Genomic DNA, 14804 nt, shown 5'->3' with positions numbered 1-14804 from the left:
GAGATCCGACGAGGCATCGCAGTACCCGGCGCGGTGCACGACAAACCGCTCGCCCGTCGTGCGGCCCCCGTGAGCGTGGGGAACTCTGGAGGAGCCGGGGAACTCTGGAGGAGGTGGCGATGGATCCCGTCGAGGCCCTGGAACGGATCGCCTTCCTGCTGGAGCGGTCCCTGGCACCGACATACCGCGTCCGTGCCTTCCGTACGGCGGCCCGGGTGCTTACCGAGCTGTCCGCGGACGAGGTGCGCGAGCGCGCGGAGGCCGGGTCGCTGGAGTCGCTCAAGGGCATCGGCCCGAAGACGGCCCAGGTGGTGCGCGAGGCGCTGGCCGGAGGCGTGCCCGGCTATCTGGAGAAGCTGGAGGAGGAGTCCGCCGCGCCCCGGACCCGGGGCGGCGAGAAGCTGCGGGCGCTCCTGCGCGGCGACTGTCATCTGCACTCCGACTGGTCGGACGGCGGCAGCCCGATCGAGGAGATGGGCCGGACCGCGGCGGAGCTCGGCCACGAGTGGGCGGTGCTGACCGACCACTCGCCACGGCTGACCGTGGCCCGGGGACTGTCCCCGGAGCGGCTGCGGGAGCAGCTGGACGTGGTGGCGGCACTCAACGAGACCTGGGCGCCGTTCCGGCTGCTCACCGGCATCGAGTGCGACATCCTCGACGACGGCTCCCTGGACCAGGAACCCGAACTCCTGGACCGCCTGGACGTCGTGGTCGTGTCCGTGCACTCCAAGCTGCGCATGGACGCCCGTTCGATGACCCGGCGCATGGTGGCCGCCGTGCGCGACCCGCACGCGAACATCCTCGGGCACTGCACGGGACGCCTGGTGACCGGGCGCGGGCGGCCCGAGTCGGAGTTCGACGCGGACGAGGTGTTCGCCGCGTGCGCGGAGTCGGGCACGGCGGTGGAGATCAACAGCCGCCCGGAGCGCCTCGACCCGCCGCGCCGGCTGCTGCGCCGGGCGGTCGAGGCGGGCGTGCTGTTCTCGGTCGACACCGACGCGCACGCGCCCGGCCAGCTCGACTGGCAGATCCTCGGGTGCGCCCGGGCGGAGGAGTGCGGGGTGCCGGCCGAGCGGATCGTGACCACCTGGAACATCGGAGAGCTGCTGGCCTGGTCCCGGGAAGGCCGGGTACCGGACCGAGTGGCGGGCGCCTGAGGTGGTACCCGTGCGGCACGACAGGACAAGGAGCGGTTCATGGAACGGGCGGCAGTGTTCGACGTCGACGGCACCCTGGTCGACACCAACCACCTGCACGTGACCACCTGGTGGGAGGCGCTGCGGCAGGCGGGCCACCGGGTGCCGATGCACGCCGTCCACCGGGCCATCGGGCTCGGCTCCGACGACCTCGTCGCGCACCTGCTCGGCGAGGACCGCGACAAGGACCAGGACGCCGAGCTGAGCGCCGCCCACAAGGCCCTGTACGGGCAGTACTTCGACCGGCTGCCCGCCCTCCAGGACGCCGGCCGGCTGCTGCGGCATCTGCACCAGGCGGGCTGGCGGGTCGTCCTCGCCACCTCGGCTGGCGGGTCGGAACTGTCCGCGCTGCGCCGGGCGATCGACGCCGACGACGCGATCATGGCCACCGCCAGCGCCGACGACGTCGAGGAGGGCAAGCCCGCCCCCGAGCCCGTCGAGCACGCGCTGGAGCTGGCCGGGGTGCCCGCAGAACGCGCGGTCTTCGTCGGAGACACGGTCTGGGACATGCAGGCCGGCAGCCGGGCGGGCGTGCGCTGTGTCGGCGTCCTGTGCGGCGGGATCCCCCGCGCCGACCTGGAGGAGGCGGGCGCGCAGGCGATCTACGACGATCCGGCCCACCTGCTGGCATCCCTGGCGGACAGTCCCCTGGCATGACGTGCCGGACGGCCGGAACCCACAGGGCATGACTGGTGTGACAGAAGCTCTGCGCCGACAGCCCCGCCCCACGCGTGCCCTGCGGGAGAAGGCCGCCGCCTTCGGCCGGGCCGCCCGTGCCGCCTTCCGTGGCCCGGGGCGGGAGCGCGACCTGCTCGTGCAGTCGCTCAAGGCCTCGGCCGCCGCGATCCTCGCCTGGCTCATCGCCGGGGTGTGGATGGGCGATCCGATGGCCCTGATGGCGCCCTGGGTGGCGGTGGTGCTGGTGCAGGCCACCGTGTACAGCTCGCTGGTGCAGGCCGTACGGCAGCTGGCGGCGATCTGCTGCGGGGCCGTACTGGCGTCGGTGGCGCTGGCCGTCACCGGGAGCACGCTGGGCGCCGTGGCGCTGTCCGTGCCGGTGCTGGTGCTCCTGGCCAACTGGCCGCGCTTCGGCGACCAGGGCATCTACGGCGCCACCACCGCGCTGTTCACCCTCTCCACCAGCACCGTCGGGGCGTCCGCGGTCGGCCACCGGATCGGTCAGGCCGCGCTCGGCGCCGTCATCGGCATCGCCGTGAACGCGTTCGTGCTTCCGCCGATCCATCTGCGCGACGTACGGGAGAACCTCGCGGCGCTGGCCCGGGAGGCGGGCGATGTCCTGCACACCGTGGCCGGCGACCTGCGGGACGGGGAATGGGACGTGCAGGGCTGGTCGCATGCCTCGGCCCGACTGGAGCGCCGGCTGGAGGCGTTGCGGTCCGCCCGCGGCTGGAACCGGGAGAGCCTGCGTCTGACGGCCGGTCCGCGGCGTGCCGTACGGCGGCTTCCCGCGTCGATCCCGCCGGAGCAGGAGGACGAGCGCTGGAGCCGGGTCACCGGGCACATCCGCGCACTCACCCGGACCCTGACCGTCGCCGCCGACGAGGACCGCGCCCCGGTCGCGCCCGCCGGGCCGGTGCTGGACGTGTACGCCGACCTCCTCCAGCTGATCGGCGACGCCTGCCGCGCGGAGAGCGACCGGCTGCTGGCGACCGGCGGTGAGGCCCGCCCCGACGACCATGCCGAGGCCGCGATGCGGGAGCTGCGCGATCAGCTCCAGGACGGGCTGCGGGAGTACGCCGGGCAGGGCGCGGAGGGCACGACGGTGCTGGGAACCCTGCTGCTGCAGGCCGAGAACCTGTGGAGCGAGACCGTTCCGACCGGTCGGCACGGGTGACGCAGCTCACCCGGGAACGCGCCGAACGGCGGAACACCGGAGGGTCGTTGCCCGTTGAACAGACCGTGGGTACGGATGGGACAGTGTCCCCGGGCCTCACCTTTTGCCCACAGGGACGATCGTTCGGCTGAAGCCCTGTGGAGCCTTTCGCCGAGAGGCGACCGCCATCCGTACCCACCACTTGACCGCCCCGACCGTGATTCCCCCGTCCGGTCGGGGCTTCCTTTTGTCCCGGCCCGGTGCACCGGGTGAGGTGAACTTGACTTCGAGTGCGCTCCAATTCGTAGCGTTCCCGTCATGAGCACTGCACAGCACAAGATCGGTTCGGGGTTCGGCGCCCACAGCACGGCCGACGACGTCCTCGCGGGCATGGACCTGTCCGGCAAGCTCGCGATCGTCACCGGCGGCTACTCGGGGCTCGGTCTGGAGACCACCCGGGCGCTCACCAAGGCGGGCGCGAGGGTCGTCGTCCCGGCCCGGCGTCCCGACACCGCCTGGAAGGCTCTGGCCGGCATCGACCGTGTCGAACTGGACGAGCTCGACCTCGGTGACCTGGACAGCGTGCGCGCCTTCGCCGAGCGGTTCCTCGACTCGGGTCGAACGGTGGACCTCGTCATCGACAACGCCGGGATCATGGCGTGTCCGGAGACCCGGGTCGGGCCGGGCTGGGAGGCGCAGTTCGCGACCAACCACCTCGGGCACTTCGCGCTGGTCAACCGGTTGTGGCCGGCCATCGAGCCCGGCAGCGCCCGCGTGGTCTCGGTGTCCTCGCGCGCCCACCACTTCTCCGGCATGCGCTGGGACGACGTCCACTGGCGGACCGGCTACGACAAGTGGCAGGCGTACGGCCAGGCGAAGACCGCGAACGTCCTGTTCGCCGTCCACCTCGACAAGCTCGGCGCCGACCGCGGGGTGCGGGCCTTCTCGCTCCACCCGGGCGGCATCCTCACCCCGTTGCAGCGCCACCTCCCCAAGGCGGAGATGGTGGAGCGCGGCTGGATCGACGAGCAGGGCAACGCGCTCAACCCCTCGGGCTTCAAGAGCCCGGAGCAGGGCGCGGCCACGCAGGTGTGGGCGGCGACCTCGCCCCAGCTGACGGGAATGGGCGGCGTCTACCTGGAGGACTGCGACATCGCCGAGCCCGCCGTCGACGGCGACGAGATCAGCGGCGTCAAGGCCTGGGCCACCGACCCGGACCAGGCGGAGCGCCTGTGGACACTGTCGGCGGAGCTGACGGGCGTGAACGCGTTCGCCTGACGCTCGCCTGACACCTCGCGACGACGGCGGCCGAAAGCGCGGGCGTGCCACCACGGCGGCGGCACGGGCGTCGGACACCAGGACGGTCCCGTGCGCCTGCCGCGCACCGCGTGCATCGCCGGAGGCCGGGTACTCGGGCGGCTCCCCGTCCCAGAGGCCCGAAGGAGCCGAAGGTGAGCACTTCAACCGGCAGCAGGATCGTGGTCACGGGCGCCACCGGCAACGTGGGAACCAGCGTGGTGCGCCTTCTCTCCGAGGATCCGGAGGTCGGCTCCGTACGGGGCCTGGCCCGGCGGATCCCGGACTGGTCGCTCCCGCGGACGGAGTGGTCCGCGGTCGACCTGTCATCGGAGCAGGCCGATCTGGCCGAGGAGTTCACGGGCGCCGACGCGGTGATCCACCTGGCGTGGGCGTTCCAGCCGACGCACGACCCCGCGGCGACCTGGCGCACCAACGTCCTCGGCTCGATCCGGGTGTTCGAGGCGGTGGCGGCGGCCAAGGTGCCGACGCTGGTGCACGCGTCGTCCGTGGGCGCCTACTCCCCCGGCCCGAAGGACCACGCGGTCGACGAGTCCTGGCCGACGCACGGCTGGCCGGACGCCGCGTACTGCCGGGAGAAGGCGTATCTGGAGCGCGCCCTGGACACCTTCGAGCGCGACCACCCCGCCGTCCGGGTCGTACGGATGCGCCCGGCGTTCCTCTTCAAGCGGGAGTCGGCCAGCGAGCAGCGCCGCATCTTCGGCGGCCGGTTCCTGCCGGGCCAGCTGGCCCGGCCCGAGCTGCTGCCCTTCCTGCCCGACATCCCCGGCCTGCGCGTGCAGGCGCTGCACACCGACGACGCCGCCAGGGCCTACGCGCTGGCGGTGCGCTCGGACGTGCGGGGCGCCTTCAACCTGGCGGCCGAACCGACGGTCGACGTCGAGCTACTGGCCGGGATGCTCGACGCCCGTCCCGTACGGCTGCCGCACACCGCGGCCCGCTCGGCGATCGCAGCCGCCTGGGGCCTGCATCTGCTGCCCGCGTCCCCGCATCTGTTCGACGCGGTCCTGCGGCTGCCGTTGATGGACTGCACGCGTGCGCGTACGGAACTCGGCTGGCATCCGGAACACACTGCGACCGAGGTCCTGGAGGAGTTCCTGCACGGCATGCAGCAGGGTGCGGGGGCGCGGACCGAGCCGATGAAGGGCCGCAAGGTGGGCTGAGCACCGGCAGGCCCACAGGTCAGCCGGACGACTCCTCGGCTCCCGGGTGCTCGGGGTGCACGGTGTCCGACCGCTGCGCCCCCTGCCGGCCGGTCCCCGCCTCGTCGGTGTCGGGGACGTCCTCGGGCTCGTCCGTGCCGGACTCCCCGTCCGGGACGGTGGCGACCTCCCAGGGGTCCTCGCCCTCGCCCGCCTGCTGGTCCGGCAGATCCCGCGGGACGGGGTCCCCGTTCTCGCCCGGTCCTTCGTTGCGGTGGTCCACGGCATCCTCCCTGGCGTGTTGATGGCGGGAGCGCGAGTACCTCCGCGCAGGTCGGCGAAACGTCAGTGCGGTGCGCGCTCCTCCAGGGCGGTCCGCCAGGCCGGTGCCGGTCCCTCGGGAGCGGGTTCGGGGCGCCGGCCGCCGCGGGCGAAGAAGTCGGCGAGCGGGAGGATGGCCGCGCCGACGGTGACCGCGTCGGGCCCGAGGCGACCGAGGTCGACGGTGACCTTCCCGGCCGGGTACCGCAGGGCGTACGCCGTCGCGTGGCGCCGTACGGAGGGCAGGAACCGGTCGCCGAGCTGGAGCCCGGCCCAGCCGCCGACGATGATCCGCTCGGGCTGGAAGAGGTTGATCAGGTCGGACAGGCCGGCGCCCAGGTACTCGGCGGTCTCCTCCAGGACGGCGAGCGCCACGGGGTCGCCGTGTGCGCCGTCGGCCGGGTGGGCGGCGGTGAGCATGGCGCTCAGCGCGGTCTCCTCGTCGGTGCCCTCGGGCGGCCGGCCGCCCGCCTCCCGCCAGCGCTCCAGCAGCGACTCGGCCCCCGCGTAGGCCTCCAGGCAGCCGAGGGCTCCGCAGCGGCAGCGGCGCCCCCTGACCCGTACGGTCAGATGCCCCCACTCGACCGCCCGGCCGTGTTCCACCTCGGGCGTCACCAGACAGGCGCCGACGCCGGAGCCGAAGAGGACCACGACGGCGCTGCGGGCACCGCGCCCGCCGCCGAACCACATCTCTGCCTGGCCGAGGGTCTTGGCGCCGTTGTCGATGAAGTACCGGACGCTGCCGGGCAGCGGGGAGCCGGTGCGCAGCAGTGCCTCCAGCGGGACGGCGTCCCAGCCGATGGTCTGTCCGTGCACGACGGCCCCGCTCTCGGGGGTGTACGCGACGATGCCGGGCACTCCGATGCCGACGCCGAGCAGCGCTTCGGGCTCGACGGCGGCACCGGCGAGCACTTCGGTGATGCCGTCGCGGATGTGCCCGACGATGGCGTCGACGTCGTAGCCGCGCTGGGTCAACGGGCGTTCGGCGCGGGCGAGTTCGGTGAGGGTGAGGTCGAACAGCTCGACGCGCACCCGGGTCTCGCCGACGTCGACGCCGATCATGTGGCCGCTGCCGGGCGCCACCCGCAGCAGGGTACGGGGGCGTCCGCCGTCGGAGTCGACGCTCCCCGCCTCCTCCAGCAGGCCGTCGGCCACCAGGTCGGCGACGACGTTGCTGACGGAGCCGGAGCTGAGCCCGGTGACCGGGCCGAGTTCGAAGCGGCTGAGGGGTCCGTCGAAGTAGAGGCGCTGCAGTACGGCCGTGCGGTTGGCGCGTCTGAGATCGCGTACGGTGCGTCTGTTCAAGGGTGTTCAGGCTCCTGTGACCCGGGCGAGGGCCTCGATCTCGTCGAGGGCGGCGACGAGTTCCGGGGCCACCGCCGACTGGACCCAGCGTTCCTTCTCGTCGTCGACCGCCCGTGGGACGGTCTCGGTGAGCATGATCAGGTAGAGGTAGCCACGGTACAGGGCCAGGCGCACCCGGGCTGTGACGTCGAACTCGGTCCGGCCGCCCGCCTCCCGGTAGCCCGCGAGGAACGCCTCGTCCTTCTTGATGTCGCCGAGCAGCGCCAGGGAGGCGAAGTCGGCGAGCGGGTCGCCCCAGAGCATCCGCTCCCCGTCGATGAGCCCGCCGATGCGCGGCTGACCGCCGGCCGGGCGGTGCAGCAGGATGTTCCCGTCCCACAGGTCGAAGTGGACCAGTGCGGGGACCGTGACCCCGTCGAGCGCGGGGTAGCCGGCCCGGAGCGCGGCCTCCACCTGCTCGACGGAGCGGGGCAGTCGCGCCCCGTAGTCCCGGGCGTCGTCCAGGACGGCCTCGATCATGGCGGTGAACGCGCTCCGCCAGTCGGGGGCGAGCGGTCCCAGTGCGCCGGAGGGGTAGCCGAAACCCGGCCCGGTCACCGTGTGCAGCCGGGCCACCTGACGGCCCAACTCCCTTCGCAGCGGCGCCCGTTCGCCTTCGGTCACCGAGCCGTCCCAGGGCTCGCCGGGACACGCGGTCATCAGCAGATGGGGTACGGCGGCGTCCTCACCGAGGGCCACGACGTGCGGCGCCGCGACCTCGGCCACGGCGGCTCCGCGGTAGAACTCCGCCTCGGAGACGAGGAGTTCACGCTCGTAGCGCAGGCCGGGAACGGTGGACGCGGGCGGCACCTTGAGGACGTACCGGGTGCCGTCGGTGAGAAGGAGCTCCTCGACGGTGTTGTACGTGCCGCCGGTGAGCGGCCGCAGCCCGGCGAGCCGACCGGGGTCGACGCCCGCGTCCGCCAGCACCTGCCGAGCCCATTCCCAGGAGTCCACCAACGTCCCGCCCCTTCTCTCCGCTCGGCAGCCGTCCGGTCGGCGTCGGGCGTGTGTTCCTCGAACAGGGTACGGAACGCGTCGCCCGCACCGGGGACCATTCGTGATCGGTTGCCGCGCTACCGAGCCGGGTCCGGGCCGCCCCGGGGCGTACCGACACCCTCGTCCGGAACATCCGCGTGTTCCTTGAGCCCGGGACGGGTCGCGAGAGTCCTGGAATACCAGGCACCGTAGAGGCCGCCCAGCAGCGGAGCGGTGGCTCCGTGCAGGCAGACGCTCAAGAGGACCGTCAACGCCACTGTGCCGCCGAGGACGTGTGTGCCCGGCAGGTGCTCCTCGACAGCCAGCAGGCCGAACACCAGAGAGGCAAGTCCCCGCGGGCCGAACCAGCCGATGTAGGCGAGGGTCGCCGGCCGCAGTCCGGTTCCGAGCAGGGCCACGGCGACCGGGAGCATCCGGATCACGGTCAGGCTCAGTATGGCGTACACCAGCATCCGCCAGGTCACGTGCTCCAGTACCGGGCCCAGAATGACCGCGCCGAAGGCCAGGAAGCTCATTGAGGTGAGCAGCAGGCCGAGCCGTTCCGTGAAGACGGTCGCATCGCCGGAGCCGCCCGCGCCGGCACCCCGCACAGGGGAGGCGGACTTTCGAAGGACGTTCCCGAACACCAGCCCGGCGACCCAGACAGCGATGAATCCGCTGCCCTCGGCCTCGACGGCCACGGGGTAGGCCACGGCCGGGACAGCCAGCGACGACAGCTGGCGCCACCCGTGGGCGGCCCATCCGCGGGTGGCCGACCAGCGCAGGAGCCGGGCAAGTGCCCAGCCCACGGCGCAACCGATCGCCGAACTCAGCAGCAGGGCGCGCAGGAACGTCTCCCCGACCCCCTCTTCACCATGGCCGCCTCCCGCCGCGGCCAGCGCCAGAACGAAGAACGGCAGCGCCAAACCGTCGTTCAGCCCGGACTCGACGTCCAGGCCATGGCGTACCAGCACGGGCACCCTGCGGTCCGAGACCGCCTGCTGGCCCAGCGCCGCGTCCGTGGGACCCAGAACGATCGCGACCAGAGCCAGTTCCCACATGCCGAGACCCGGCAACAACGGCCATGCCAGCAGCCACCCCGACAGCATCGTCAGCGGCAGCCCCGCGGCCAGCAGCCGCAACGGCAGAGACCGCTCCCGCCGCAGCTCGCGCCCCCGGATCGCCGACGCGTCAGTGAACAGCACCACCGCCAGCGCGCCTTCCAGCAGCGCCCGGACCGGTTCCAGGCTCTCGTCCACCTGGACGAGCCCCAGACCTTGGGGGCCGATGGCCAGCCCCGCGGCCACGAACACCAACGGTCCGGACACCACCGTGGTGGACAGCCGTCGGGACAGCAATCCGTAGAAGGCGACCGCCGTACCCGCCACCACCAGTGCCCACGGATTCACGGACCACCTCCCGACGCGCCCGCGACGACGAAGCAGATGACGGGTGCAGTCACGTACCGAGGTCCGACGGGCGCATAAGCATCAAACAGATACGAACCGGTCGCTCCCTATCCTGCGCCGACGGAGTCGCCGGTTGCGCGAAGAGACCGGGCGCGTCGCCCCGAGTGTGCCGCCCCCTCCGGCGCCCCGAAGCGGGCCAGCGTGTGCCACACCATCTTCAGGTGCTGGAGTTCGTAGCGGCCCGTCCTCGCCGCGTCGCCGATGATGCGCGGGTCGACCAGCCCGTCCTCCGCGATGCTCGCGCCCAGGTCGGCGTACTCCTGTCCGCGGTAGTGGGCGTGGTGGTGCAGGTCGGCGACGGTGATCCGGTAGCCGGGGTGCCACTCGACGGGGACGGGCAGCAGGCGCGCCGCCGCCTCGACGGGGGTGTTGCGGTAGCTCGCGTCCAGGACGAGGGCCTCCACATCACGGGCCAGGTCCACGCCGCCGTGCACCTGGGCCTCGATGTAGTCGTCGAGGGCGTCCTGCTCGTCCGCCTCCGCGAGGGCGATCAGGGACATGCCGGCGGCGACGCCGAAGTGGACCGGCTCGGCGGCGCTGTCTGGATAGCAGAAGGTGGCGCGGGCGAGGGATTCGCCGGTCAGCCGGAAGTGCGAGGAGCCGAACCGCGGGGCGGCGCCCACCACTTGACCGCGGAAGTTCAACGCGCCGTACACGGGCCGCTCGTGCGCGCTCGCGTCGTCGTAGGCGCCGCCGAAGATCCGGCTCTCCCAGCGCCACCGGTCGCCGCCGGGGTGCGCGGTCAGCCCGCCGTTGCTCGTGCCGGTGACGAACTGCGAGTGGTAGGCGCCGTCCCGGGCCAGCGCCTCCAGGAGGGGCAGGCCGCGGGCCAGGCGGTCGGGGTGGAAGTTCAGCGTGATGCGCACGTCCGGGGCGACGGCCGGTCCCTCGGACACGGCCGCCACATGGTCCAGCGCCGCCCGCGCTCGTGCCGACTCCACAGGACTCACCGGCGTCTCCTCACCCACGACTCACCAACAGCTCACCCACGACTCACTGGATGATCACCCGGCGAGGAGAACGCCCGCATCTCATTTGCCGAATTCCGGTCCCACCGAGAGCACGATCTTGCCGCGGTTGTCACGCCGTTCCAGCCGCTCGTGCGCGGCCCGCGCCTCTTCCAGGGGTACGACCGTCTCGATGGGCACGCGATAGCCGCCGGCGGCCACCCGGTCGGCCAGTTCCCGCAGGTCAGGGCGGGCGTCGTAGCCGTGGATCTGGAGGTTGGTGAGCTGGAAGCCGAGGATCGAGGCGTTCTTGGGATAGAAGTCGCGGGTGTCGACGGTGCTCGGCTCCAGGGCGACGTTGGCGAGGGCCACGACCCGGCCGCCGTGGCCCACTTCCCGCAGGCTGCGCCCGAAGGCCCGGCCGCCGACGGTGTCCAGGACGACGTCGGCGCCCCGGCCGTCGGTGAGCCGGAGCACCTCCTCGACCTCGGCGTCGTCGGGATGGGCGGAGGTGTCGACGGTGACGTCGGCGCCGAACTCCCCCGCCCACGCGGCCTTCTCGGCAGAGCCGGCGAGGGCGATGACCCGCGCCCCCGCCTCGGCGGCGATCTGCACGGCGGCGGTGCCGACACCGCTCGCCGCCGCTTTCACCAGCACGGTGTCGTCCTTGGAGACCCGCGCGAGGTGCCGCACGCAGTACCAGGCGCTGAGCCAGGCGATCGGCAGGGCGGCCGCCCGTGCCAGGTCCACACCGTCGGGGAGCACGACCACCTGGCTGGCGGAAACCGTCGCCAACTCGGCGTAGAAACCTGACGACTTGGCGCCGTCCAGGGCCATGACCCGCTGCCCCGGCGCGAAGCCGGTCACCCCCTCCCCCACCTCCACGACGACCCCCGCCGCCTCGGCACCCGGGATGAGCGGCGGGCGTCCGGCGCGGTGGTAGAGGCCGGCGCGGAGCAGGGCGTCCGCCCGGTTCACCCCGGCCGCGGCGACCCGTATCAGCACCTCTCCCGGGCCGGGCACCGGGTCGGGGACGTCGACCGGCACCAGTACCTCCGGTCCGCCGAACCTGTCGATCCGCACCGCACGCATACCGCACCTGCTCTCTGCCCGGCCTCCCGAGCGACTGACACCGGTTGAAGTGGTGTCGTGAAGTGAGGCAACCATCGGACACCTCCTCAACCGGTGTCAAGAGGTCGGCGCACCGATCCGACACCCCATGAACCGGTGTACGCTCGACGCATGACCGGCAGCCCCGCCCCCGCCGACCCGGCACTCGCGTTCCCGTTCATCGGCGGCCGCCCCTGCCTGGACTTCGCGGCCACCCTCGGCAGACGGCACGCCACGCCGCTGGAGCGACTCCCCGACACCGCGGCCCTCGCGCGCTGGTTCACGCAGGCGGAGTTGGCCACCGACGCGGGTGCGGTGCGGGTCACCGCCCGGGATCTGGCGGACGCCCGCCTCCTGCGCGAGTCCGTGTACGGCCTGGTCCGCGCCGCGATGGCAGACCGGGATCCCGACCCGGCCGACGTGGAGCGGGTCAACGCGGTCGCCGCCCAGCCGGATCTCGCACCCCAGCTCGGTCCGGTCCGCTGGGCGGCGCGCAGTCCGGCCCGCGCGGCCCTGGCGACGGTGGCACGGGACGCCGTACTCCTGGTGCGGGGGCCGCTCATGGAGCGTGTCAAGAAGTGCGAGAACCCGGACTGTTCCCTGTTGTTCCTGGACGACTCACAGGCCCGCCGCCGCCGTTGGTGCTCGATGGACCGCTGCGGCAACCTGGCGAAGATCGCCGGTTACCGTTCCCGCAGCCGGGCCGCCGCCACCCGGTGAGGGGGATCAGGACGTCGTCGGTGCGAGCCGTCGGGGCAGGCGGTGGTGATCCGACCAGGTCCGGCGGGCCCGCCGGGCCCGGCGGAGCCAGGCGCGCGCCGGTGAGCCCACGGTCCGTGGCTCGATCGCGTAGTCGCGGTACCGAGCCCCGATCGAAGGCCAGACCGATGTTCACGTACGCGTAGCCGACACGCGCAGCGCGCGCCTCCTCAGGCATTGCCCCAGGTCATGGTGGGTGTCCGCCGTCACTGCACTGGGTCCTTGCCGTGGACCGGCCGCACCCGACAATGGGGGGCACGCTTGCGGACGGTCACGCTCCGCAAGAAGGGCACCCGACGCTTATGTGGAAGAGGAACACCCTGAGGATGCAAGACGTACGTGAGTGGACGGCGTCCCTGGTGCGCTTTGTGAAGCGGCGCCGGGACCCCGTGATCGTGCAGACGCTGCGGTCGGCGGGCGCGGCGACGATCGCGTACGTCATCGCGCTGCGGCTCAGCCCCGAAGCGGCGCCGCTCACGGCTCCCCTGACCGCGCTGCTGGTCGTGCAGGTCACCCTCTACTCCACGCTCACCACCGGCATCCGCCGCGTGAACTCGGTGGTGACCGGCGTCCTTGTCGCCATCGCGTTCAGCCTGCTGGTGGGTCTGACCTGGTGGAGCCTGGCCCTGCTGATCGTGGCGTCGCTGGTGGTCGGACGGCTGGTGCGGGTCGAGGAGTTCGTGCCCGAGGTGGCGATCAGCGCGATGCTGGTGCTCGGGGTGACGACGGTCGGGGACACCGCCTGGGCCCGCGTGGTGGAGACGCTGATCGGCGCGGTCGTCGGCCTCGCCTTCAACCTGCTGCTCGCTCCCCCGGTGTGGGTGGGCGAGGCGGGCGAGTCGATCGAGGGCCTGGCCCGCCGGGTGCGCAAGCTGATGCTGCGGATGGGCGAGGAGGCCGCGGGCCGTACTCCCGTGGAGCTGGCGACGGCCCGGCTGTACGAGGCGCGCGAGCTCGACCACGACATCGTCGAGGTGGACGCGGCCCTCCGGCAGGCCGAGGACAGTCTCAAGCTGAACCCCAGGGTGAAGGAGGGTCTGCTGCACCGGGTGGTGCTGCGCACCGGCCTGGACACCCTGGAGATCTGCACGGTCGTGCTGCGGGTCCTCGCGCGCACCCTCACCGACCTCGCGAAGGAGCGCGACCCCCTCGCCGACGAGCCGTACCCGGACGACGAGGAACAGGCTCCCGAGCCCTTGTTCGGGCCGGAGACCGGCCGGACCGTGGAGCAGCTGCTGTCCGAGATCGGCGACGCGGTGGTCAGCTTCGCGGTCCTGGTCACCACGCACGTCAGTGTGAGCGCCGAGTCCGCCGAGGCCCGGCTCACCGCCGAGCTGCGCCAGGCCACCACGACCCGCGACAAGCTCGCCCAGCTCCTGCTCGAAGAGGTCCAGCGCGACTCCCGCCACTGGCAGCTGCACGGGGCGGTCCTCACCGAGGTCAACCGCATCCTCGACGAGCTGGACACCGAGCACCGCTCCCGTCGCCTGCTGGAGGAGCTGGACCGTGCCTCCCGCGAGCAGCGCGAACGGATGCCGCACCTGACCCGGCTGCAGGAACGCTGGCGCAGGAACCGCCCGGCCCTCTCCCGTCGTTCAAGGTGACACAGGCACAACGGACCATCACACGGACCATCGCAGGGGGCGGCCGATGACCGGCACGAGTGTGCGGATCGACGGGAACACACTGCGGCTGCCGGGCGGTGCGGCGGTGCGGTTCGTCCGCACCCTGCGGCTGCCCGAGACGGGCACGCATCCGCTGCCGCCGGGGCTCGGCGAGTTCCCGGTGCGCCGCGTCTTTGACTACCCGGACACGGTGCCGGAGCAGTGGCGGGCCCGCGGCGGGGTGATGCTGCCGGTGTATCTGCGGGAGGCGATGTGGCTGAGCTTCGGGAGCACCACTGAGCCCGTCGCCCTCCAGGTCGGGGTGGGCAAGGTGTGCGCGGTCTCCGGGAAGCCGTGGAGCGACCGCCTCGCCCGTGACCCGCAGAACTACCTGGTCCTGCCCCGTCAGCCGTGGCTGGACGGCATCAACTCCGGCAAGGGGACGGTCCGCCAGTTCGTCGCGGTGCCGCTCGGTCTCGGCGCGACCGTCGAGGGGCAGGTCACGGGCGAGGAGATCTGGGGCGGCGTACAGCTGCAGTCCTTCCCGCTGACCGAGGAGCGGCTGGCCGAATGGCGGGAGGCGCAGCGGCGGCTGCGCACGGCGAGCAGGCCCGTCATGGCGTACGGGGCGGCCGTGCCCATGGCGATGTCCGCGCCTGCCGCTCCGGCGGGGGCGCCCCGCAGCACTCCCGCCATGGGACTCGGCGTCGGCGGTTCCATGCGCCAGGAGGTCTACCGGGACGACCGCCCCCTGTCGGACTGGGCGGACACACCGGCCGGGCG

At 72.8% G+C, this 14804-nt stretch carries 14 protein-coding genes; 8 read left to right on the top strand and 6 right to left on the bottom strand.

What is annotated here, in order from left to right:
- The first annotated feature begins 119 nt into the window (after window positions 1-119).
- The 5 genes from ACFVYN_RS00290 to ACFVYN_RS00270 all read left to right on the top strand — a co-directional run bounded on the left by ACFVYN_RS00290 (window position 120) and on the right by ACFVYN_RS00270 (window position 5510).
- On the top strand, window positions 120-1157 hold the full coding sequence (locus ACFVYN_RS00290) for a PHP domain-containing protein (RefSeq protein ID WP_389990428.1): 1038 nt from the start codon (window positions 120-122) through the stop codon (window positions 1155-1157).
- 39 nt (window positions 1158-1196) lie between these two features.
- Window positions 1197-1853 carry an HAD family hydrolase gene (locus tag ACFVYN_RS00285; protein WP_389990426.1) on the top strand — a complete coding sequence of 219 codons (657 nt, stop codon included), beginning with the start codon at window positions 1197-1199 and terminating at the stop codon, window positions 1851-1853.
- Window positions 1854-1881: 28 nt separating this feature from the next.
- The gene (locus tag ACFVYN_RS00280; RefSeq protein WP_389990424.1) at window positions 1882-3051 is read left to right on the top strand and encodes an aromatic acid exporter family protein; all 1170 of its coding nucleotides are present in this window, start codon (window positions 1882-1884) and stop codon (window positions 3049-3051) included.
- A 297-nt stretch (window positions 3052-3348) separates the two neighbouring features.
- Window positions 3349-4308 carry an SDR family NAD(P)-dependent oxidoreductase gene (locus tag ACFVYN_RS00275; protein ID WP_389990422.1) on the top strand — a complete coding sequence of 320 codons (960 nt, stop codon included), beginning with the start codon at window positions 3349-3351 and terminating at the stop codon, window positions 4306-4308.
- A gap of 173 nt (window positions 4309-4481) precedes the next feature.
- Window positions 4482-5510: an SDR family oxidoreductase gene (locus tag ACFVYN_RS00270; protein WP_389990420.1), complete on the top strand. Its 1029-nt coding sequence runs from the start codon at window positions 4482-4484 to the stop codon at window positions 5508-5510.
- Window positions 5511-5529: 19 nt separating this feature from the next.
- On the opposite strand, the gene ACFVYN_RS00265 is transcribed toward ACFVYN_RS00270, so the two are convergent.
- The 6 genes from ACFVYN_RS00265 to ACFVYN_RS00240 all read right to left on the bottom strand — a co-directional run bounded on the left by ACFVYN_RS00265 (window position 5530) and on the right by ACFVYN_RS00240 (window position 11640).
- Window positions 5530-5772: a hypothetical protein gene (locus ACFVYN_RS00265; RefSeq protein WP_389990418.1), complete on the bottom strand. Its 243-nt coding sequence runs from the start codon at window positions 5770-5772 to the stop codon at window positions 5530-5532.
- Between the two features lie 62 nt (window positions 5773-5834).
- Entirely contained in the window at window positions 5835-7115 is a 1281-nt protein-coding gene (locus ACFVYN_RS00260; RefSeq protein WP_389990416.1) for an ROK family protein, read from the bottom strand.
- A 6-nt stretch (window positions 7116-7121) separates the two neighbouring features.
- Window positions 7122-8114, bottom strand: a complete 993-nt coding sequence (locus ACFVYN_RS00255) for a phosphotransferase family protein (protein ID WP_389990414.1) — start codon at window positions 8112-8114, stop codon at window positions 7122-7124.
- A 116-nt stretch (window positions 8115-8230) separates the two neighbouring features.
- On the bottom strand, window positions 8231-9541 hold the full coding sequence (locus ACFVYN_RS00250) for a cation:proton antiporter (RefSeq protein WP_389990412.1): 1311 nt from the start codon (window positions 9539-9541) through the stop codon (window positions 8231-8233).
- A gap of 107 nt (window positions 9542-9648) precedes the next feature.
- Entirely contained in the window at window positions 9649-10506 is an 858-nt protein-coding gene (locus ACFVYN_RS00245) for a DUF3626 domain-containing protein (protein WP_389990975.1), read from the bottom strand.
- Between the two features lie 126 nt (window positions 10507-10632).
- Window positions 10633-11640: a zinc-binding alcohol dehydrogenase family protein gene (locus ACFVYN_RS00240; RefSeq protein ID WP_389990410.1), complete on the bottom strand. Its 1008-nt coding sequence runs from the start codon at window positions 11638-11640 to the stop codon at window positions 10633-10635.
- 150 nt (window positions 11641-11790) lie between these two features.
- Here ACFVYN_RS00240 and ACFVYN_RS00235 point away from each other — a divergent pair, with 150 nt between their 5' ends.
- From ACFVYN_RS00235 to ACFVYN_RS00225, 3 genes are all read left to right on the top strand, one after another.
- Window positions 11791-12378 carry a CGNR zinc finger domain-containing protein gene (locus ACFVYN_RS00235; protein ID WP_389990408.1) on the top strand — a complete coding sequence of 196 codons (588 nt, stop codon included), beginning with the start codon at window positions 11791-11793 and terminating at the stop codon, window positions 12376-12378.
- 365 nt (window positions 12379-12743) lie between these two features.
- Window positions 12744-14021 carry an aromatic acid exporter family protein gene (locus ACFVYN_RS00230; RefSeq protein WP_389990406.1) on the top strand — a complete coding sequence of 426 codons (1278 nt, stop codon included), beginning with the start codon at window positions 12744-12746 and terminating at the stop codon, window positions 14019-14021.
- A 46-nt stretch (window positions 14022-14067) separates the two neighbouring features.
- The coding region (locus ACFVYN_RS00225; RefSeq protein ID WP_389990404.1) for a hypothetical protein at window positions 14068-14804 on the top strand (737 nt) is incomplete at its 3' end.

Source organism: Streptomyces sp. NPDC058307 (genome assembly GCF_042880295.1).
Classification (GTDB): domain Bacteria; phylum Actinomycetota; class Actinomycetes; order Streptomycetales; family Streptomycetaceae; genus Streptomyces.
The sequence above is the reverse complement of the archived record's forward strand: the minus strand, read 5'-3'. Positions and strand labels throughout refer to the sequence as shown.